6 protein-coding genes are annotated in these 21793 nt (G+C 43.0%); 2 read left to right on the forward strand and 4 right to left on the reverse strand.

All coding sequences use genetic code 11. The features are described from left to right. Positions 1-58 precede the first annotated feature (58 nt). Entirely contained in the window at positions 59-688 is a 630-nt protein-coding gene (gene rsmG / locus ACFSTG_RS01310; protein ID WP_380747688.1) for a 16S rRNA (guanine(527)-N(7))-methyltransferase RsmG, read from the forward strand. Between the two features lie 56 nt (positions 689-744). Here rsmG and ACFSTG_RS01315 read toward each other — a convergent pair whose 3' ends face one another. The 3 genes from ACFSTG_RS01315 to pruA all read right to left on the reverse strand — a co-directional run bounded on the left by ACFSTG_RS01315 (position 745) and on the right by pruA (position 20537). After that, positions 745-8445 (reverse strand): LamG-like jellyroll fold domain-containing protein, encoded by a 7701-nt coding sequence (locus ACFSTG_RS01315; protein ID WP_380747690.1) that lies wholly within the window; start codon positions 8443-8445, stop codon positions 745-747. A 262-nt stretch (positions 8446-8707) separates the two neighbouring features. Further along, complete coding sequence (locus tag ACFSTG_RS01320) at positions 8708-18583, reverse strand: Ig-like domain-containing protein (RefSeq protein WP_380747692.1); 9876 nt, start codon at positions 18581-18583, stop codon at positions 8708-8710. Between the two features lie 328 nt (positions 18584-18911). After that, a complete protein-coding gene (gene pruA / locus ACFSTG_RS01325) occupies positions 18912-20537 on the reverse strand; it encodes an L-glutamate gamma-semialdehyde dehydrogenase (protein WP_380747694.1) in 1626 nt (541 codons plus the stop codon). Positions 20538-20676: 139 nt separating this feature from the next. Between pruA and ACFSTG_RS01330 the strand changes: the two genes are divergently transcribed. Beyond that, positions 20677-21414 (forward strand): NRDE family protein, encoded by a 738-nt coding sequence (locus tag ACFSTG_RS01330; RefSeq protein ID WP_380747696.1) that lies wholly within the window; start codon positions 20677-20679, stop codon positions 21412-21414. Here ACFSTG_RS01330 and apaG read toward each other — a convergent pair. Beyond that, positions 21406-21792, reverse strand: coding sequence for a Co2+/Mg2+ efflux protein ApaG (gene apaG, locus ACFSTG_RS01335; RefSeq protein WP_380747698.1), 387 nt, complete (start codon positions 21790-21792; stop codon positions 21406-21408). The genes ACFSTG_RS01330 and apaG overlap by 9 nt on opposite strands. Position 21793: the final 1 nt, after the last annotated feature.

Genomic DNA, 21793 nt, shown 5'->3' on the forward strand with positions numbered 1-21793 from the left:
ATATAAGCTCATAATTAACTGCTCTAATTTAGTTACTTTTGCTAAAAAGTGTGAAAAATTGGAATTAATCGAAAAATATTTTCCTGAATTAACCGAAGACCAGAGACAAAAATTCAAACAGCTCAAAGAGCTGTACAAGGATTGGAACAGCAAGATCAACGTGGTATCCCGTAAAGATGTGGATGAACTATACCTGAGGCATGTACTGCATTCCCTGGGTATCGCGAAGGTGCAATCTTTTCTGCCTGGAGCTACTATATTGGATGTAGGTACCGGGGGCGGTTTCCCCGGAATTCCCCTGGCGATCCTTTTTCCTGAAACGTCATTTCGATTGGTGGACAGCATAGGGAAAAAGATAAAGGTTGTTAATGAAGTCTCTGAAGGTTTACACTTAAAAAATGTAGTAACCACCAATTCACGGGTAGAAGAGATCGACGGCCATTTTGATTTCATCGTAAGCCGGGCCGTGGCGGCCATGCCTACTTTTGTACATTGGGTAAAAGGCAAGATCGCAAAGGAAAACCGGCATGAACTAAAGAACGGCATCTTGTACCTTAAAGGTGGTGATCTCACAGAAGAACTGGCAGATTATCCAAAAGCTACGACCTATAATCTGAGTGACTATTTTGAAGAGGAATTTTTTGACACCAAAAAAGTGGTACATCTCCCGCTGAAGTTTAAAAAATAAAGTTCAAAAAAATAGCCCGGTTTTCCCGGGCTATTTTTTTGAATCAGTTCTATAATTTATTCAATAATGAACTTAAGGGAAACCGTTTCATTTTCAAGAGTAAGTCTTACCAGGTAAACTCCCGCGTTTCTCAATTCAACAGGTAATTTCACTTCCAAATCTAATGGAATAGAGCTGTAGGTTTGCAGCTCTTGTGCCAACCCGTTATAAAGAACCGCTTTCAGGATCTTCCGCTGCCCGGGATTTCTGATGATAATTTTGCCCTCGGTATTAGAATATCCCAGGGTTACCGGTTGAGGAGTAGTGGCTTCAGTCTCTTCTGAACCGTCTTTTCCATCCTCTTCTGTGTTCTCTTCACCAGTTTCTTCCTCAGTTTCTTCTTCGCCCGACTCTTCATTCTGACTAAATACCAATGAATAGCGATCATGGAGATTTCCTTTGACTGCAGTGCCAATGAAATCAGCTTCTCTCAGATCGTGATAGGTCTCAGTCTCTTTATCTTTGATGAAAATCCTGAACTCATCGTCTATATTTTCCAGTTCATCTATTGAAATTGTGAATTCCCCACCTTCGGCTGTTTTAATTCCAAGTGGTAAAATTCGGTCTTTGTTAAAATCAGGAACCCCCTGTATCACAAGTTCTATTTTGCCCATCATCCAATACATATCTTCCTTATTGTTCTCTATAAGAGGAGCATCGTAACCCAAATCAAAACCAGATGTAGCATTTTTATCGGCTGTAACCAAAAGTTGTCTGTGATATCCTTCAGGAGATTTGAATTTAATCCAGATCCTTTGTCTGGTTTCTTTGGTGGAATTAGAAGAGGTTTTTTTATCTTTTCTTTCCTGGGAGTGATAAACTGACTTGGTTTTATCAATTTCGGTAACAAAGAAACGCTGACTGTTCTTAAAGCGAATTTCACCGCCATGGATGCTGATATTAGATTGAGTGGTAATGGAGTTATCCAGAACAGTGTTCACAAAAAATGCCTGCCCCACAGGAATAAATTGCTGTGGTTTCTCGCCGCCTTCTTCCAGAGTGGCGTTCACCCTTTCATCATTTGCTATTGCTTTAATACCTCCGGAAAGATTATATACCGCATACCCGCCTATGTAATAATTCAAATAGTGGGTATATCCCGAGAAGTGTGACCAGAAGTATAAAGACCCATTAAAAACATTCGTTCCATCTCTTCTTTCCCCGAGATTATCCCTTATGAATTCATTTGCATCTATGGCCGAAGGATAAGGGTTTCCAATGAGATAATTTTTTCCCGGCGTTATATTTAACGGAATGGTTCCATTATTCGGCATCCCTGTGAATGTATAATTCTGCAGGTCAAGAATTGCTTTAGATCCTGAAGAGCCTTTCATAGAGAAGCCTTCTCCCGATTTTAATAGACTTGACTTAGCGTCGATTCTTTCCCATTGACTGTATTCATTGGCATCCCCAAAGAATTTGTGAAGCCAGAAACCACTTATTTTTATAGGAGTGGCGGGAGGGCCATCTGCATGGCGAAAAGAAATATCGAAATTGATATCTCTGGGTGTTACAGGAGCCGTTCCGTCTTTCATTACAGAAAAGATCTTATAGCCCGTGTTTTGAGAGTTGCCGCTAATACTTACGGGTGAGGTCCAGTAATTGTAATTATAGCTACTTGCTGTACCTTGTTGGTCCCTTTGAATATTACCGTTTCCTACTAAAATACTGCCTTCTGTCTGGATCAATTGGGACTCCCCATTGAGATCAATAAATCCTCCCAGGTCAAGATATTTTGTTATAGTGAGACCATTTCCTGATCCCGATTGAAGGCCACTGGCAGTTCTCACCGGATTATTGCCCAGCATGTCCAGTTTACCGCCATTCAGTAGGAATCCAAGAAGGGTAATATTTTTGGATCCGGAATTTAACTCATGAGTTACATAGGCTATGTTCCAGTCAATGTTGGTACCGTTTATTCCTTTATCGTTAGGCCAGGTCCAGAAATTCTCGCCATCACTTCCTATATGGATATCCCAGGAACCCCGTGTTTTCCAGCCTCCGTTAGCTTCTGAAATGTAGGGTAATGGAGCGGTGTTTTTCTGAAGGGTTTCAATATTTCTTAAATGGCCATCCAAACCGTTGTTAGCTCTGTCTACAGCTATTCCATTGGCCACCTGTGCATCTTCTGCTATCAATCTGTAGTAGCTTACCAGAGATGACCAATTAAGTTCTCCGGGAACATTCATTGGAAGAATTTCCCCTTTTACGGCAGTGCCATTGGGAACAATGCGCTGGTTCATCATAAACCGGATTTGCTCCACAGTTAGCGCCGTATTCCATACCCGAAGTTCTTCGATCCAACCCTCAAAATAGTTCTGGGGAACTTCCGGTTCATTTGCGTTAAACATGGCACCAATCAGGAAGGGAGAAGCATTTGAAACCGGTTTTGATCCAGTGGAGTTTCCAACTTTGATGCCGTCTACATAAAGTTCAACTTCCGAACCTTTAAAAATAACTGCGAGATGGTACCAACGATCTGTGCCCACTTTATAGGAGGTAGATACAGATTTACCATTCCATCTGAAAGTGGGGGCACCGTTATTTATTACCAGGTCATATCCGCCTGCGGTAATATTTGCAGTGTTGCGTTTAGAAATAACAGTTCTTAATCCATGAACAGATTCCGGTTTTACCCATACTTCGATACTAAAATCAGAGGACGGGAAATTATTTCTATTTCCTATGAATACATAATCGTCAATTCCGTCAAAATCAAGAGTGCTGCAATCTCCTTTGAAAGTGATCAGCATATCGCTGGAAGTACCACAGCTGCCATCTGCATGTGCGATGGTCCATCTTAAAGTATAGGTACCGGCCGGAGCATTAAAGGCAGAATCAGGATTATTTGGTTCAGGTAATTCCCAGTTGGTATTGGGAGCATCAATTACCGTCCAGGTTCCTACACCTGTAACGGGAGTATTAGCTTCCAGGAATGTATTGAAAAAACCACATCCAAAATTTTGATCGGGTCCTGTTTCAGCCACTGTAAGTTGTTCGGGTTGAGTGATAACCACGGTTTCTAAAGTCTGACATCCGTTCGCGTCAATAACTGTAACGGTGTATTCACCTGCGGGAAGGTTGGTGGCGGTTGGAGTGGTCTGTTCCGAAGGATCATTCCATAGATACTTATATTTTTCATCATTTTCCAGGGCCCCTGGTTCAAAGGGTGTACCTATACCTTCCGGGGAAATTACCGATACCGTTGCAGTTCCTGTATACCCAAAACATAAGGGTGACGTAAATGAAGTTTCCGCAGAAAGTGAGGTCTCAGGTTCGGTGATGATAACTGTTGTAGTTTTTGTTTCACCTGCTGAATCCTCGACATAAACGGTATAAGTCCCTGCCTTAAGATTATAAAATTGGTTACTGTCCTGCGACGTACCGGTTTCTGATAGCCTATACCCATAAGGAGCAAAACCTCCGGAAGCTTTTACTGTTATGGTACCGGTTTCATCCCCCTTACAAAGAATATGAGTGGGGGACGCTTCTATTCTTAATTCTGTGGGTACTTGCAAAGGTTCATTGGTAGACCAGCAGAATTTATTATTGTTTGCTCCACATTCTTTTCTTGAAACATTCGTCCAGGTAATGTAGAAGGTGTCAATATTTAGGTTATCCCCACAATCAAACTCGATAGGCGTTGTGGTTAACTTAATAAATTTTCCTACACGGTTATCTTGATTTACAGTGAGATCTTCATCAATATTTTCTTTTTCCCTACATCCGTCGGCATAATAAGTATTGGTAACAACTTCAATGGAGTTTGAAATAATATAGGTTAATTCTATGTAAGGATTATAGATGTTGGCACTTTTAGTAACTCCTAAAAAAATAAATTTTTCAATGGTAGGATCACAATAATCTTCACTTGTTTTATCCATACGAGTACCATCTGAATAACCTATGTAAATATCATTAGGATCAAAATCTATATTACTGGATCTTCCGCAGGGGTTATAACATTTCCCAACATATTGTTCCTGAGTTGTAGTGTAGGAGACGCCTGTGGAGTCTGATACGGTTAAAGTAATAGTTTTATTTCCTATGGTAGTATAATCCACTGAAAATTCCCCTATTCCTATACGGTCCTGATCTATTGCGCCATCTCCAAAATCCCATGAATAGGTGTAGGGAGCAACGCCTCCCAGGGCAGTTTCATCCTGGACGATATAATGAAAGGTACGAATAGCATCAATGTCACCTTCAATTTCACAGGTACTTCTGGTTAGAATAAAAGCCTGGATAGCATCAATTATTTCAACTTCTTTAATAATTAATGGACATCCTTTAGAATCAATCACCGTAACCTCATAAAAACCGGCTGGCAAACTTGTGGCAGTCTTGGTATACTGTAGAACATTCTCTTCTCCTTTTCTTCGCCATTCATAGGTATATCCGGGGGTTCCTCCGGAAGCTTCTACCGTGGCCGATCCCGTGGAAGTTCCATAGGCCAGCGTCCTGGTAGTGGTCACTTCTGCAGATACAGGAGCAGTTGGTTCTGTAAGAACGTATGCCGGGTCCAAGTTTACAGTACATGCAGGATATGCCGCATCCCTAACAGAAACAGAATAGGTCCCGGCGGTAAGACCGCTAAAAGTTGCTGCAGATTGCCAGGTCGTGCCATCGATACTGTATTCATACGTTTCGTGTCCACCAGAAGCGGAAGAAATAGTGATGGTCCCGTCGCTCCCTTCGAAGCAGCTCACATTGGTTTTGGTGAGGTTTCCGGTCAAAACATTTGGCTGAGTAACTGTAATCGGAACCTGTAGTGCACAATTATTGGCATCTTTTACAAAGATGGTGTGATTTCCTGCACTTACCCCTTCGAAAAGGCTGGTGGAGTAAAAATTGACATTATCAATAGAGTATTCAAAGGGAGGGGTACCTCCTGTTACGTTTCCTGCAGTTATAGTTCCGTCATTTCCGCCATGGCAGGTCACCTCTGTAGTTGTTGGTGTAGCCATAGAAAGTCCTGCAGGTTCGGTGATCACAAAATCCTCTTCCAATAAGCAGGAATTCTGATCTTTTACGGTAAAGGTGTAGGATCCCGGAGCAAGGTTCGTAAATTCCTTTGATGATTGGAAAGGCCTTCCGGTGACCTGGTATTGGTAACCGCCAACTCCACCTGTGACTTCCCCACCAATGACAGATCCGTCTCCTGCATCATTACAGGTAACATTGTTAATCTGGAGGGAGGTCATGCTTAATTGAGAAGGTTCTGTAAGAGTTATATCCATAGGAGCTGCTTCACAACCATTACTGTCTTTAACAGTAACTGTATATGTTCCTGCAGTAAGACCTGTTTGAGTTGCACCGGAGCCAAGCCCGCCGTTCCAGGTATAGGTATAAGGAGCTACTCCTCCGGAAGCATTAAGTCTAATTTCTCCTGTCGCGGCTCCATGACATAAAATATCCACTTTAGTGGAAGTTACCTGCACGGGGGAAATCGTAATGTTTTGCGGTGCAGTTGAACTATTGCCGGCAGCATCTGTAAAGGTCCAGATGATTGTCCCCGAACTGGTGAAGGTGGTTGATCTGTTTGCCGTTGCCGTAATTGTGCCGGAACAATTATCAGGTGCCGTTGGTACTAGAACTGTATACGCACATCCCCAGGTAATATCTTCTAAAACAGGCACTATAGGCGCTTCCTTATCTTCCACCGTGATCGTTTGTTGAACATCGGTAGCCTTATTATTATTTGCGTCGGTAACAGTCCAGGTTATAGTGGTAGTTCCTACTGGAAATGCAGCAGTTAATGCGAGACCGTCGTTTCGTGTTCCTGAAGGTTGTCCTACACTACAATTATCGGTTGCGGTTGAGGGGGTAACCGGGACTTCCGCAGAACATTCTCCGGCATCATTAGGAACAGTAAGGTTAGCACCTGCAGTTATTACCGGGATCTCATTGTCTAAAACAGTAATTTTTACTGAATCTTCAGAAGTATTGTTGGCGGCATCTGTAACCGTATAGGTAATAGTAGTTTCGCCAATGTTCAAAGCTCTTGTCCCTACCTGTCCTGTGCCAGATCCTGAGGTGGCTCCGCTCATGCTCCATGCAAGGGTGCTTCCGGTGCAATTGTCATCAAAAGAAGCAGTAGGAACAGCAACTGAGGCTATACATTGTCCGGGATCTGTATTTTTACTGAAGTCGGCGGCTGCGGAAACAGTCGGAACTTCATTGTCTAAAACTGTAATTATTACTGAATCTTCAGAAGTATTGTTGGTGGCATCTGTAACGGTATAGGTAACAGTTGTAACACCAATATTCAAAGCTTTAGTTCCCACCTGGCCGGTTCCTGAAGCTGTGGTTGCCCCGCTCATGTTCCATGCAAGGGTGCTTCCGGTGCAATTGTCACCAAAAGAAGCAGTGGGAACAGCAACTGAGGCTATACATTGTCCGGGATCTGTATTTTTGCTGAAGTCGGCGGCTGCGGAAACAGTCGGAACTTCATTGTCTAAAACAGTAATTTTTACTGAATCTTCAGAAGTATTGTTGGCGGCATCTGTAACGGTATAGGTAACAGTTGTAACACCAATATTCAAAGCTTTAGTTCCCACCTGGCCGGTTCCTGAAGCTATGGTTGCCCCGCTCATGTTCCATGCAAGGGTACTGCCGGTGCAATTGTCATCAAAAGATGCAGCAGGAACAGCAACTGAGACTGTACACTGTCCGGAATCTGTATTTTTACTGAAGTCGGCGGCTGCGGAAACAGTCGGAACTTCATTGTCTAAAACTGTAATTATTACTGAATCTTCAGAAGTGTTGTTGGCCGCATCTGTAACGGTATAGGTAATAGTTGTAACACCAATGTTCAAAGCCTTAGTTCCCACCTGGCCGGTTCCTGAAGCTGTGGTTGTCCCGCTCATATTCCATGCAAGGGTGCTTCCTGTGCAATTGTCCTCAAAAGAAGCAGCAGGAACAGCAATTGAGGCTGTACACTGTCCGGGATCTGTATTTTTACTGAAGTCGGCGGCTGCGGAAACAGTCGGAACTTCATTGTCTAAAACTGTAATTATTACTGAATCTTCAGAAGTATTGTTGGCCGCATCTGTAACGGTATAGGTAATAGTTGTAACACCAATGTTCAAAGCTTTAGTTCCCACCTGGCCGGTTCCTGAAGCTGTGGTTGTCCCGCTCATATTCCATGCAAGGGTGCTTCCTGTGCAATTGTCCTCAAAAGAAGCAGCAGGAACAGCAACTGAGGCTATACATTGTCCGGGATCTGTATTTTTCGAAAAATCATTTCCAAGGGTGATCGTAGGGAATACTTCATCAGTCACAGTAACGATCATTGAATCCTGTGCGCTGGTGTCGTTATCGCCATTCGCTGTAAAAGTTATAGTCGTGATGCCTTTTGAAAAAGTCTGAGAGCCTATTTGTCCGGTTCCCGACTTCGTTGTAGCTCCGGTCATGGACCAGGAAAGACTGCTTCCAGTATAAGTGACTGAAGGAATAGTGATCGTTGCAGAGCAATTTCCTGCATCTGTTGAAGTTTGGATGTCACCCGGTGCAGTGACTGTAGCATTTTCCTCATAGGCGGAAAATGATAGGGCAAAGATCCCATAAGGGGAATCTGACCAGGAGTTTTGTTTCTGATCATTTTGAGGGAAATCATAGGATCCAGACGTAGAATAATTCCAAAAGGAGGCTAGTGCTGAGGAGGTCAGCAGTAAAAAGATTCCCAGAATTTTTAGAGAAGTAAAGATTTTACTCATACGCGTAAGCTTTTACACATTATCGGTAAAAGTACGCATTTTAACGATATTTTGTAAGTTTTAACTAGAAATTAGTAGTCTAAAACTCTAAAATCCAGCGGGAAAGAGGGCTGGAGAGAGAAATATTTTTGATTGTGGCACAATTTCAAACGTTTTCGAATAGAAAAATGTGAGTTAAAAAGGATTGGTGGGAAGGCTAAAAAGCAAAAATGGTGATCTCATTTGCATGAAAGTCACCATTTTATATTTTATATTTTTAAAATTATTCCAGGATCACTTTCTTCGTCCTGATCCCTTTTTCAGAATGCACTTTAACGATATATACTCCCGAACTGAACCTTTCTACCGGTAAGAATATTTCTTTCTCGGTGGGGATATCGTAAAAGGTATGAACCTGCTGTCCCAGCATGTTGTTGAGATAGATCCTCGAAATATCCAGAAGCTGAGGGTTTCTTACCAGAACCTCCCGACTTCCGTTCACGTAAAGGATCTCGAATTCTCCGTCTTCCACCAAATCTTCATCGTCAATCGCAGTTTTATCCCGGAATACCAGCTTGAACCGATCCAGGAATATCCCGGCCTCAGACTTAGAGACATAATCTTCCTCCCGAAGATCGTGAGTTACCTGAAGCAGACTGTCTTCCAGGAATATGTTCATATCATCAGGAATATTCATGAGATCATCAATACTAATGGTAAAAGTGCCCGGTTCTTTAACTTTTATACCTAAATTTAATTCTCTGTCCAGATTAAAATCACTAACCCCCTGGATCACGAACTCGTAGTTGTTGAAATACCAGTACATATCCTCCACGTTATCTTCAATGAGGGGAGCGTCAAAACCAAGGTCGAAGTTGTCCGAAGCCCTTTCATCGGCTGTTACCAGGATCTGTCGGTGATATCCTTGAGGAGATTTGAACTTCAACCAGATCTTGGATCTTTCATCACCATCTCCTGAATTAGAAGCTGAATTTTTACCATCTTTTCTTTCCTGGGAGTGGAAGACAGATGTACCGGAAGCTTCTATTTCAAAAACTCTCTGACTATTTCGAAACACTACCTTTCCTCCATTTACACCGGATAGACCAGCATTTTGCATTGCAGCTTCTAACGTCTCGTCCAACAGTGTATTGATAAAAAAGGCTTGTCCTACCGGAATGAATTGTTGAGGTACCTGGCCTCCTTCATCGTCAGTTGCGTTTATTCTTTCATCTATAGCTACTGCTCTTACCCCTCCGCCAAGGTTAAAGGCGGCATACCCTCCAATGTATTCCTGGAGATAATGGGTCTGGTTAGCGAAATGAGACCAGAAATAAAGAGTTCCGTTAAAAACGTTTGCTCCGTTTTCATGTCCATCTGCGAGATTATCTGCGATGAATTTTTCTGCATCTATGGCAGAGGGATATGGATTACCTACCAGATAGTTTTCATTTGTACTTGTGCTTCCCGGAGATACGTCTCCATTATTGGGTAGCCCTCGGAAGGTATAATTCTGGCTGTCGTCAATAGCAGCGGTCCCAGCGGTCCCTTTCATGCTATAACCTTCTCCTGCGTTCATAGTACCTGTACTTCCTATATGGTCCCAGGTAAAATAATCATTTGCAGTTCCATGAAACTTATGTAGCCAGTACTCGCTAATTTTTCGAGGTGTGCTATATCCTCCGTCCGCATGAGCGTAGGCAGCCCCGAAGTCTAGTGTCTGTGGAATGGGATCAGAACCATCCATCATTACAGTAGCTACAGAATAAGCAGCGTTACTGGTTTCAGGTGCTACGGGTGAAACCCAGTAATTATAGTTATAACTACTAGCGGTTCCCTGTTGATCACGGTCCAGATGACCTGAACTATTAACATCAACAATACTTCCCGTTGGTTGAACTAATTGAGATTCTCCATTGAGATCAATGATTCCATCTAATAGGAGATAATGAGATAAATAAAGCTTATTTCCGGTTCCACCCGTAGTCCAGCTATTTGGATTCTGGCCCTCCATATCAAGGGTATTGACTTCAGAGATTAGACCTAAAAGTAATATGTCTCTGCTTCCGGAGGTAATATCATGAGATGTTCTCGCGATATTCCATTCAATAGGTCCGGTGTGTGGTGGATCCCAAACGTCAGGTCGTAACCAGGTAGCATCGGTTCCCCAAACTCCATTGTTGCCGGAATAATAAGGAAGTGGTGCGGTGTTTTCCTGGTTCGTTTCCATATTCATCAATCTACCCGGAACTTTTGTAGTTGCGCGATCCGGAGTCAGACCATTTGCAGGCATGTCTTCAGCTAAATAGACAACGGGACTTACATCTAAAGGTTCTGGGTCAGCAGAAATAAGCCTGTAATACCCTGCAAGATCTGAATAGGTAAGTCCGTCGGGCACATCCATAGGGATCTGCTCACCCATTTTCGCTCCATTTGCGATGAGTCGCTGATTCATCATAAATCGAATTTGTTCTACGGTCAATGACTTATTCCAGATCCTGACTTCCTCGATCCAACCCGAAAAATGATTTTCAGTAGTTTTTGCAGAGGAATTCCAACGTGCACCGATTATTGTTCTATTTCCTCCGTGGCCATTTACAGTAATTGCATCTGAAGGAATACCATCCACCCACAGTTCTCCGGTATTGGAAACTGCAATGTGGTACCAACGGGTGCCAGGTATGATGGTAGCAGGAAGATCTCCCATGCTAATTTCAAATCCGGGTCCACTAATTATAGTGCCGGTAGAGGCATCAGTATTTGCAGATCCATCTGGTAATGGTCTGTTAAATGGTCTGATCCAGGCTTCAAAAAAGGTATTACCTTGATAATTACTGCCAAGGTCCACATAATCATCGAACCCATCAAAATCGAGGGCAGTACAATCATTAATGTCAATGGTTACATCAGTATATATCGGTGGGCAGGTTTCATTCGTCAAATCGTCATCAGCGGAGCGGTTAAGAGCCCATCTTAGCGTATATGAGCCAAACATCCCCGGTGAGAAAACTGCATGAGGATCATTCACTGCAGGGGTAGTGCTGTCTCCGTTGGTGAAATGGGCTTCAGAAAAAGTATATCCGGTAGGGCCTGTTACTACTTCCCAGCGGGCAGAGTAATCATCCCTGGTTGGAAATTCCGTAACTAAAGTTGAGGTGCTATTTACTATCTCTCCATTTAATTGAACATTGTTACTTCCGCAGCTACCGGAAACTGCCGTGGCAGTCGAAGTATATTGATCAAAAACAAATACACTTATTGTTTTCCAGTTTTCAACTACAGGGCATTGTTGTCCTGTGCTATCAAAGGTTAGTCTGGTGCGTATTTCGAAGTCATTCCATCCTACAAGTTTTGGCGCCCACTGTTCAGAATTATCCGTTCCAATTAAAACAGGATTTGCAGGATCTGTATAATCTCTCCATGTCAAGTCAACATTAGTAGGTTCAACTGGAAGGCTTATAGCATCTACGGCCCAAACATCTCCAGGTCGGGTCCCTTCATACCTGAACCTAATTCTTAAATTAGGGAGATTTGCATAGTCTGTTAAATCCAGGCTGATTTTGTTTTCGGCATTTGCATCGTCGTCTCCAAAACTGTCATAATTACCACTGGTCCCATCGTCAGCATCTGTAGCAATTAGCTCAAATAAAGGTACAGGATTATAATTTTCGCCGCCGTCAGTCGAAATATCCACATAGATCGCTGACCCGGGAGTAAGATTATAGGCCTGGTCAAAGGTGAGCACAGGATTGTCAACGGCAAAAAGATTGAAGACCGAGGTTTCCAGAGTGGAAGGATTAGGTCCTGAAACAACGGCAAAACCTTTATTTCCTTCATCACCTGCACTGGAATCCCAGTTGCTGTAGGTGTATGTGCTATACGGAGAGGTAAGATGAGCAGTAGTTAAAGGTAAAGGATTGGTTCTCAGCCATATTGCGGCAACCCCATTGTCGGCACTTGAGTCGAAATTAGATTCTACGCCATTTTTGTCTTTTATTCTCCAACCTTTATTAGTAATAGAAGAATAGTCAAAAGCTCCTGCTTCCATCCCCGGACCGGTTCCATAACCGGTGCTTCCACTAAGAGTAACCTCTTCCCCAAGACATACAACCCCCGGAGTTACCGTAACAGGATTAGGAGCGATGTCTGATGAGACGATACCCAATGTTGCATTTTGAGAAATGGCATTTGGCGTACAGGCACCGCTTGTGATCTCCACCTCAAAAATGGTGGATTGATTAATCCCCAGGCTTCTTATTAAAGCAGGGCTTAGGGTGGTGCCGGTAAAATTCTCTCCTCCTTCCATAACGGTTGACCATTCGGTAGCAGAACCTTCTTTATACCTCCACCGAACAATATCACCCGCCTGACCGGTTAAACTTAAGGGAATATTGTAATCTGGTCCCGGGTTTGAGCAGGTTTCAATGGTTCTTCCATGGCCATCGAAGGCTAATTCTCCTCCCACTGGTACAGGATCAACAGAAACTGAGATTTCTGTTGAAGGAACTTCGGCACATACCCCGTTTTTTACAATAGCCCTGAAGGTGGTAGTGCCTGAAATATTTTGAAAATCTAAAGTATCAGAGGTTTGAGCAATTGCTGTCCAGTTTGTGCCGTCAGTTGAACTTTCCCATCTCTGGATTTCTCCTTTAAAGTCAGATACCGCAAGAGTTCCCTCATTTTGAGTTTCACAAACAGAAGAAGGGCCCGACACAGTTCCTCCCTCAGAAGGTTCTTCAACTTTTATGCTAATAACATTTTCATTCACACAGCCATTGGCATCTGTTCCAACTACTTTGTACTCAAAGGTGCCGGCATTCTCTCCCAATATCGAAATTTCACTAGTTTCACCTATTACATTTTCACCGGAGTACCAGGTATAATTAGTTGCCCCGGTAGCAATCAACTTAGTGCTGGTGTTCAAACATATTTCAGCAGAATAACCTTCAACAACGCCAATATTAATATTTGGAAGTTCATTTATAATAATGTCTACTTTGGTTCGGTCACTTTCGCATCCCGTACTGGTTAAAGTTTGACTCACCCAATAGGAGGTGAGCTTAACCTCACCGGTTTTTGGAATTGGTGCAGAACCCAGGGCAGTAGTTGCATCTACTGCGTCATACCAGTTCAACGTGGATCCATCATCAGGAGTTATCGAGATCGGATCGCTAACTGTCTCCTGGAAACAAAATTTAAATTCAATAGTTTCTGTTGCTACAGGCTCAGGTTTATCATATACGGTAACTACAAGTTCCTGGGGATCACTTTCACAGGTATTGGGTTGCTTTTGAGTTACCCAATATGAAGTAGTACCTACTGCACTAGTACTTGGAGTAATAGAAGTCCCCAAATAAGTATAAATGTCTGTCGCAGCATCATAACTGTACCATAGCAACTCATTGTTTTCGCTAGTTTTAGTAGCTGTTAAGGCTACCGGAGATGCATTCAGACAATATTCTACAGCAGCAGTAACAGGTTTCTCGGGTCTTTTATTAACTCTGAAGGTGAAACTTTTTGAAGTTGCCTCCGAACAGGTGAAATGTTCCGGACCATCGATCTCGACGGCATAAATTCCGTCGTCGCTCAGGTCAATATTTAAAATTGTCAAAGTGCCGGTGTAGACTCCATCCGCATCTGGCCCTGATCTTGTCATCTGATACTTATCAGCAAGCTCATTTATTGGGCTTCCATCCTTGATCCATTGAAAAGAAAGTTCGGCACCATTAGCATGTGCTTCGTACTCAAAAGACAAGGTTTCATAATCGTCTTCACAAATAGTTTGATCCTCTACAGGTTTTGTAATAATTATGTCTTCATCAATGTTCAGGGTTACGGGATCAGAAGTTTCTGAAATACACACAGCATTACTGCTGCTGACAACTACATGATATTCTCCCGCATTGGCTGAAGTTGCATTATTGTATGATAAGATCGCATTTGTCTCTCCATTTATTTGGACAAAAGTTCCACCTGCATCCTTCTTATACCATTGGTACTGAAGATTATCACCTGTTGCAACTACTTCGAAAGAAGCCGGATTGCTCGAGCAGGTACCGAAATTTACCGGCTGAGTAGTAATCTGAACTTTTTCAAATATTTCTACCTGAGTAGTCGCTTCTATAACATCACAACCATCCCCCTCAGTATCCTTTGTATAGGTAACAGTATGAATTCCGGGAGTACTGGCTTGAGGATCAATTGTTCCCTCGGCATTGATAATCAAACCTGCAGTTGCGGAAAATATACCTCCGGAATAATCGCCGAATGTACTGCTGTAGCTGACTCCCGCCGGATCGTCTGAATTACATAATAGGGTGTTGTAACTGATAGTAACCTGCGGCAATTTAGTAATAGTCACCTGTGTATCTACTACAACAACATCGCAGCCTAAAGAAGCAGGAATGGTATAGGAAACGGTATAGGTGCCCGGTGTGGAATTTTGAGCAGTTATGCCACCAGTATCAGGATCAATATTCAGACCTCCTGGAGTAGAAGAAAACGTTCCATCTTCATAATCACCAATACCATTATTAAAGACAACTGGTTGAATCGTAGCATCTGAAGTGCAGAAGGGTCCGGCATAGCTTATTTCCACTGAAGGAGTTTGAGTAATAGCAACCTCTGTTGTTGCAGTTACTTCCCCACAGGCCGGAGATGCAGGAGTTGTATAAGTCACGGTATAAGTTCCAGCAGTGCTTCCACCAGGATTAATTGCACCCGTGGAAGAATTGATAGAAAGTCCTTCCGGAGCTGAATATGTTCCTCCGGTATAACCATCTGTCCCATCTAATGTAACTGCTTTTTCTGAATTGTCTGATAAACAAAAAGGAGCTTCAGGGTAGGATATGGTTGCCGTTGGATTATTAGTAATAGTAACCTCTGCGGTAGTACTAACAGGGGAACACCCTCCCGCTTCGGGAGTTTCATAGGTCACTGTATACGTGCCTGCTGTACTGCTACTGGCGATAATAGCTCCTGTACTGGAATCAATTGTTAATCCGTCCGGTGTAGCAGTGAATGTTCCTCCGGAAAAACCATCCGTTCCGGTAAGAGTAACAGGTTTTGCATCAGAATCTGATGTACAAAATGGAGTGCCGGAATATGATATAGTTGCCGTTGGTTCTTTTGTAATCGTAACTTCAGTGGTGGCAGTTACTTCTGCACAATCACCTGCTTCGGGTGTATTGTAAGTAACCGTATAGGTGCCGGGAGTACTGCCGCTTGGTATAATAGCCCCGGAAGCAGCATCAATTGAGAGGCCTTCAGTCGAGGAAAATACTCCTCCTGTATAGGCATTAGTTCCGGTTAAAGTTACTTCCTGCGCACTGGTTGCAGAACTGCAGAAGGGTCCTGCATAGGAAATACTGGCCGTGGGCTTAGGGGTAACAGTAATTATCGTGGATCCCGAGAGTGTATTAGTACAAGCCGGGGTGTCAAGATTAAGGCTGCTTACTAAGGTATAAGTGGTGTTAGCGGTTAAAGGACCGGAATTTAAAGTTGCAGTTCCAGAATCGTTTATGTCAATTGTCTGATTGGCGCCGTTATCTTTTTTATAAGTTATTCTACTATTTGGAGTTCCTGTGAAAGTAACAGTTGAACTATTTCCATTGCACACGGGTGAAGAAGCTTCAACTGTGGCTGTGGGAAGTGATTTAAAAAAGATTGTCATTTCGTCCTTTCCCGTACCGCAGGAAGTACTATTCCCACTGGTTATCTGAGGTATGGTCATAGTAATCGTAACCTCCCCCAGGTCATAATCGGCTTGTGAAGGAGTATAATTTAAAGTGAAATCTCCTTTTTTATTACTGGGAATATTTTGGAAGGTTCCAGACCCGGAGGTTGAAAAAGTTGGGCTTAAATTGGAATTACCAAAATTCATAGTACCATTAAGGGTAAGCTGAGGTATTGAATTAACAATTTTACAAACCGTTAAATCTGATCCAATGTTGGCAATTATATAGTTATCAAGATAAATATCCTGTGATGTACTTGTCCCGCTTTCACCACATATATTAGTTGCTTTTACTTTTACTGTTGTCGGACTGACGTACGACTGAGCAGCGGTAATGTTTACTGTTATGGTCGAGGTGTTTTCTCCGGAAGTTATCTCCCATCCGGTAGGAAGCGTCCAATTGTATCCTGTGGCTCCGTCTACAGGAGTTATGCTAAATGTTTGATTATTTACAGGAGGGCATATAGCAGTAGAAGGTAAACTTGTTGTAATCGCACCTGGAGTTGCAGGTACGCCAGAGGTTACTTGAACATTTAAAGCTTGAGATTGCGCGCTGGTTCCACAAGTATTTGTTGCTTCAACTTTTATATCTGCATTTGAGGTACCGGCTGTTACTGTTACAGAAGCGGTTCCAGATCCCGAAGTTATGCTCCAATCTGCAGGAATAATCCAGGTGTAGCCATCTGCATTTGGAATTTCAGGAATAGAATATGTTAATCCGGTCATACCCGCACACACAACTGTTTCACCCGTTATGTTTCCAGTCATCACAGGAGCAGGCTTATCAACAGAAACCGCAAAACTAGCTGCAGTCCCGGTGCCGCAATCATTTTTTGCCTTGACCGTGATATTACCGCTGCCAGATTGTGCGGTTGTTACAGTTATTTCCTCAGTAGAACTACTGCCACTCCATCCACTTGGTAAAGTCCAGATGTATTCTGTTGCTCCGTCCACGGGAGTAATAGAGTAGGTTTCAGATGTGCCGGGACAAACTATATCCGAACCGGATATTGATGCCGGAGTTGCAGGAGTACCAGGTTTTACTGTCACGGCAAAAGTTTGGGCTTCACTTGTCCCACAATCATTGATCGCCTTTACAGTTATATTCCCATTTGTTGTACCTGTAGAAACAGTTATAGAGGTAGCGGTACTTGTGCCGGTCCAAGTGTTATCTGGTAATGTCCATTCGTACGAAGTTGCACCTGTAACTGGTGTTATAGAATATGTTTCTTGAACTCCCGGACAAACAGCCGCTGTTCCGGAAATTATTCCCGGTTGCCCCGGTGTTCCTGCTTTAACGGAAACAGCCAAAGTTTTGGCTGTACTCGTTCCGCAATCATTTTTTGCCTGGACTGAGATGTTCCCTGAGCCCGATGCACCTGTCGTTACATCTATAGAATTAGCTGTACTTGTTCCTGTCCATCCATTTGGTAAGGTCCAGATGTATTCAGTGGCACCTGATATAGGCGAAACAGAATAGGTCTCTGAAACTCCTGGACAGACAGATGTTGTTCCCGTAATATTGCCGGGAACTGCAGGAGTGCCATCCTTTAATGTTATAGAAATACTTTGTGCCTCGCTGGTGCCACAATCATTTACTGCTTTGACTGAAATTGAGCCGCTTGATGTACCGGCCGTTACATTTATTGAAGTAGATGTACTGCTTCCTGCCCATCCGGAAGGAAGCGTCCACTGATATGAAGTGGCGCCTGTTACAGCATCAATTGAATAAGTCTGAGATGTTCCCGGACATATTGATTGTCCAACAGATGTTGCTATTGTTCCCGGTGTTGCAGGTGTTCCCGCTCTTACCTCTATGCTGTTGGAAAAAGCTTCAGCTGTATCGGAAGTAGTACAATCCAGGCTGCTGTTTAAAACCACCCGTATGCGATCTCCATTATTTAAGGATGTTGTAGTGAACTTGTTTGAAGAACCTGTTTGAAGAGCTGAAGTTCCGCTATTCAGAAAGAAGGAGTACTGCGGACTAGTACCTCCGTTAGTGTTGTTTGCAGTAAAAGTTACACTTTCTCCAGGACAAATTGAGGTAGTATTGGCCGATAAAGTTACTGTCGGAGTTTTGTTGGAATTCACCGTCATGGAGTAATTACTACTCGTCGTGCTACAGGTAGTGTCATCAGATGAGGTGACAGTAAGGGTCACATTGTCTCCATTTTCTAAACTTGAAGTGGAGAAGTTAGTGCTGTTTGGACCGACATCAGCTCCGTCAATTTTCCATTGATAAGAGAGGGTTCCAGTACCACCGTTAATGGTGGCTGTAAAAGTTACAGGTGTTCCATCACAAATAGTCTTACCTGTATCAGCAGAAATACTCACAGACGAAGGACATTCCTGCCCCCACCCCCAAGCAGAGGTCAGTATAAAAGCCCAGAAAATGAATACTTTTAAGAGTAATTTTTTAACCATAGTCGCAACATTTAGGTAGGGGGAGGGAAAAGACTCCGGTTGGGAGCCATTTAACAATCTAATTTACAGCTTATTAATGGTAATAAAAGAAGTATTCGGTGTAATTACTAAAAAATCGGTGAATTGTAAATAATTTCAGATAAATTGAAATTTTGGGAAATTATGTGTAAGAAAAAGATGAATAAAATGTAGAGGTAACTGTTAAAAAATTAGGAAAACTTTAAAGTTTGTTTAGTGTAAAGCGTTACTTGTTTTAGAACTTTTCAGAAAAGTAAAAACCGCCAAAATTTCTTTTGACGGTTTTTTTTAATTTGATCGTAGCATTCTGCTACTCACCCAGGAACGGATATCTGTAATCTGTCGGGGTAACAAATGTTTCCTTGATAGTCCTTGGGGAGATCCATCGGTAAAGGTTCAGGATAGAACCTGCCTTATCATTGGTTCCACTACCCCTTGCACCTCCAAAAGGCTGTTGCCCAACAACCGCCCCGGTAGGCTTATCGTTGATATAGAAGTTCCCGGCTGCATTCTGTAAAGCTTTGGTCGCTTCGGCTGCCGCATAACGGTCCTGTGACAGAATAGCCCCGGTTAGTGCATACTCAGAATCATCTACTAATTTCAGGGTTTCTTCCCATTGATCCTCTTCATAAAGATAAACGGTCATGACCGGTCCAAACAATTCAGTACACATGGTGCTGTATTTTGGATTGGAAGTAAGTATAACGGTAGGTTCAATAAAATAACCTTTGGACTTATCGTAATTTCCACCAGCCACGATCTCTGCATCGTCATCGTTCTTCGCGGCATCAATGAATTTTGCCAACTTGTCAAACGAACCTTCATGGATCACTGCGGTAATGAAATTGCCCATATCTTCCGGCGAACCCATTTTAAAAGATTTTAGATCCTCTACCACATATCCCTTAACTTCTTCCCACATACTTTTAGGAATATAGGCTCTGGAGGCGGCGCTACATTTCTGGCCCTGGAACTCAAAGGCTCCCCTGGAAATTGCCGTAGCTACTTGTTTAGGTCTCGCACTCTTGTGAGCAAGGATGAAATCTTTTCCTCCTGTCTCCCCAACGATCCTTGGGTATGACCTGTAGTTGTGAATGTTCTCTCCAATTTGTTTCCAAAGGTTCTTGAAAACGGTTGTACTTCCGGTAAAGTGAAGGCCAGAGAATTCACGGTGGGCAAGTATAGTATCAGTAATCATTACCGGATCACCCATAACCATATTGATCACCCCATCTGGCATCCCTGCTTCTTTAAAAACTTCCATGATCACCTGTGCAGAATATACCTGCGAATCACTCGGTTTCCATATAGCCACATTTCCCATTAATGCAGGGGCAGAAGGTAAGTTTCCGGCGATGGCGGTAAAATTAAAGGGGGTTATTGCGTATACGAAGCCTTCCAGCGGACGATACTCCAACCTATTCCATGCTTCTGAAGTAGATTCAGGTTGTTCTTCATAGATCCTGGTCATGTATTCCACATTGAACCTAAGGAAATCTATTAATTCACAGGCTGAATCGATCTCTGCCTGGAAAATATTTTTGGATTGACCTATCATGGTTGCAGCATTGATCTTGTAACGGTAAGGACCGGCGATCAACTCAGCAGCTTTTAAAAAGACAGCCGCTCTTTGTTCCCATTCAAGGTTTGCCCATTTCTCACGCGCATTTAATGCCGCATCAATGGCTTTTTCAACATGTTCTTTAGAAGCTTTGTGATAATCCCCCAGATGATGCTTGTGGTCATGAGGAGGGTTCATGGGAGCAGTGTTTCCCGTTTTGATCTCTTCACCTCCAATATATAAAGGAACTTCAACTTTTGAATTCCATAACTCTTTGTAGACTTTGAGGACTGCCTCTCTTTCCGGAGTACCCGGAGCATATGATTTTACAGGCTCATTTACAGCTTGTGGAACCTGGAATACACCTTTTCCCATAGTATTTTAAAGTTTTTGTGATTTGAAATTTAATGGTGCGTAAAGGTAATTAAATTAAAAGAATTTTATATCCTCTCAAAAATGCTGAACTTTAGGTAAAATCAGGCATATGAAGCCTTTTTCTTAAAATATCCATAAAATGTGTACAGTGACCTTGGCGCCTTTAAGGGGTCGTTCCAAAAGTTTTGTCCTTACTTCCAATCGGGATGAAGCACCGGGGCGTGAAACCCTGCCCCCGCAAATTTATACTGAAGCCGGGGTGAAAATGTTGTTCCCGAAAGATGTGGAGGCGGGCGGCACCTGGCTGGGGGTAAGTGAACGCCAAAGACTGATTTGCCTGCTGAACGGGGAGTTTGAAAGCCATCTTAGGAAGCCTCCTTACCGGCTTAGCAGGGGAGTGGTGGTAAAAGATCTTTTGGCTGCGGAAGGGGAAGATCTTGCCACTGTGGCTGAAGATTACGACCTAACAGATATAGAACCTTTCACGATAATTGCTGCGGAATGGGCTTCGAAAATGACATTTTCTGAACTGGTATGGGACGGGCGCCGGAAGCACTTCAGAAACCTGGAACCACGACCCCTTATCTGGTCTTCTTCACCCCTTTACAATGCCGAAATGAAGCAGCAACGGGAAAACTGGTTCAGCAAACTTCAGACACAGGAGGAATTGGAAGCAAACAGCCTTCTCAATTTCCATTCTTCCGCAGGAAGCGGGGACAATAATACAGATGTGGTGATGGATCGCGGCTTCGTGAAAACCCGAAGCATTTCGCAGGTGATCCTTTCCGAAGAAGAACTCAGATTTTTTTACAGGGACCTGGCAACAGATGAGGTAACAAAAATGGCATTTTCGAAGGATCTTTCCCGATCAATTTAAAGCAAAAGGTGCGCTTAGCTTAAAAGAGGGAATGGCCACCCTGAACTTTCGGGTAGAGGTGAAATTGATCATATTGTAGAATCCGCTCATGGATCCAAAAGGGGAGGTGAGAAGGCAACCGCTCCTGTAGGTATGTGATTCCCCGGGTTTGATAACCGGTTTTTTACCTATTACTCCTTCGCCTTCAACGATCTCTGTACGGTTCAAAGCATCTTTTATCCTCCAGAACCGGGACGTCAACTGCACAGAATCCTTGCTTTGATTCTCTATGGTAACCTGGTACCCAAAAGCGAAATGTACCCTGTAGTTCTTGTAGAAGGTACCTTCAAAATTGGTCTCTATGGAAATTTTAATTCCCCTGGTTACTTGTTGTATCATG

Source organism: Salinimicrobium flavum (genome assembly GCF_042684505.1).
GTDB classification, from domain to species: Bacteria; Bacteroidota; Bacteroidia; order Flavobacteriales; family Flavobacteriaceae; genus Salinimicrobium; species Salinimicrobium flavum.

Bases quoted from the DNA above. Each gene is read 5' to 3' on its own strand.
- ACFSTG_RS01315 (WP_380747690.1), bottom strand. From the start codon at position 8,445: ATGAGTAAAATCTTTACTTCTCTAAAAATTCTGGGAATCTTTTTACTG.
- ACFSTG_RS01320 (WP_380747692.1), bottom strand. From the start codon at position 18,583: ATGGTTAAAAAATTACTCTTAAAAGTATTCATTTTCTGGGCTTTTATA.
- pruA (WP_380747694.1), bottom strand. From the start codon at position 20,537: ATGGGAAAAGGTGTATTCCAGGTTCCACAAGCTGTAAATGAGCCTGTA.
- ACFSTG_RS01330 (WP_380747696.1), top strand. From the start codon at position 20,677: ATGTGTACAGTGACCTTGGCGCCTTTAAGGGGTCGTTCCAAAAGTTTT.
- apaG (WP_380747698.1), bottom strand. From the start codon at position 21,792: ATGATACAACAAGTAACCAGGGGAATTAAAATTTCCATAGAGACCAAT.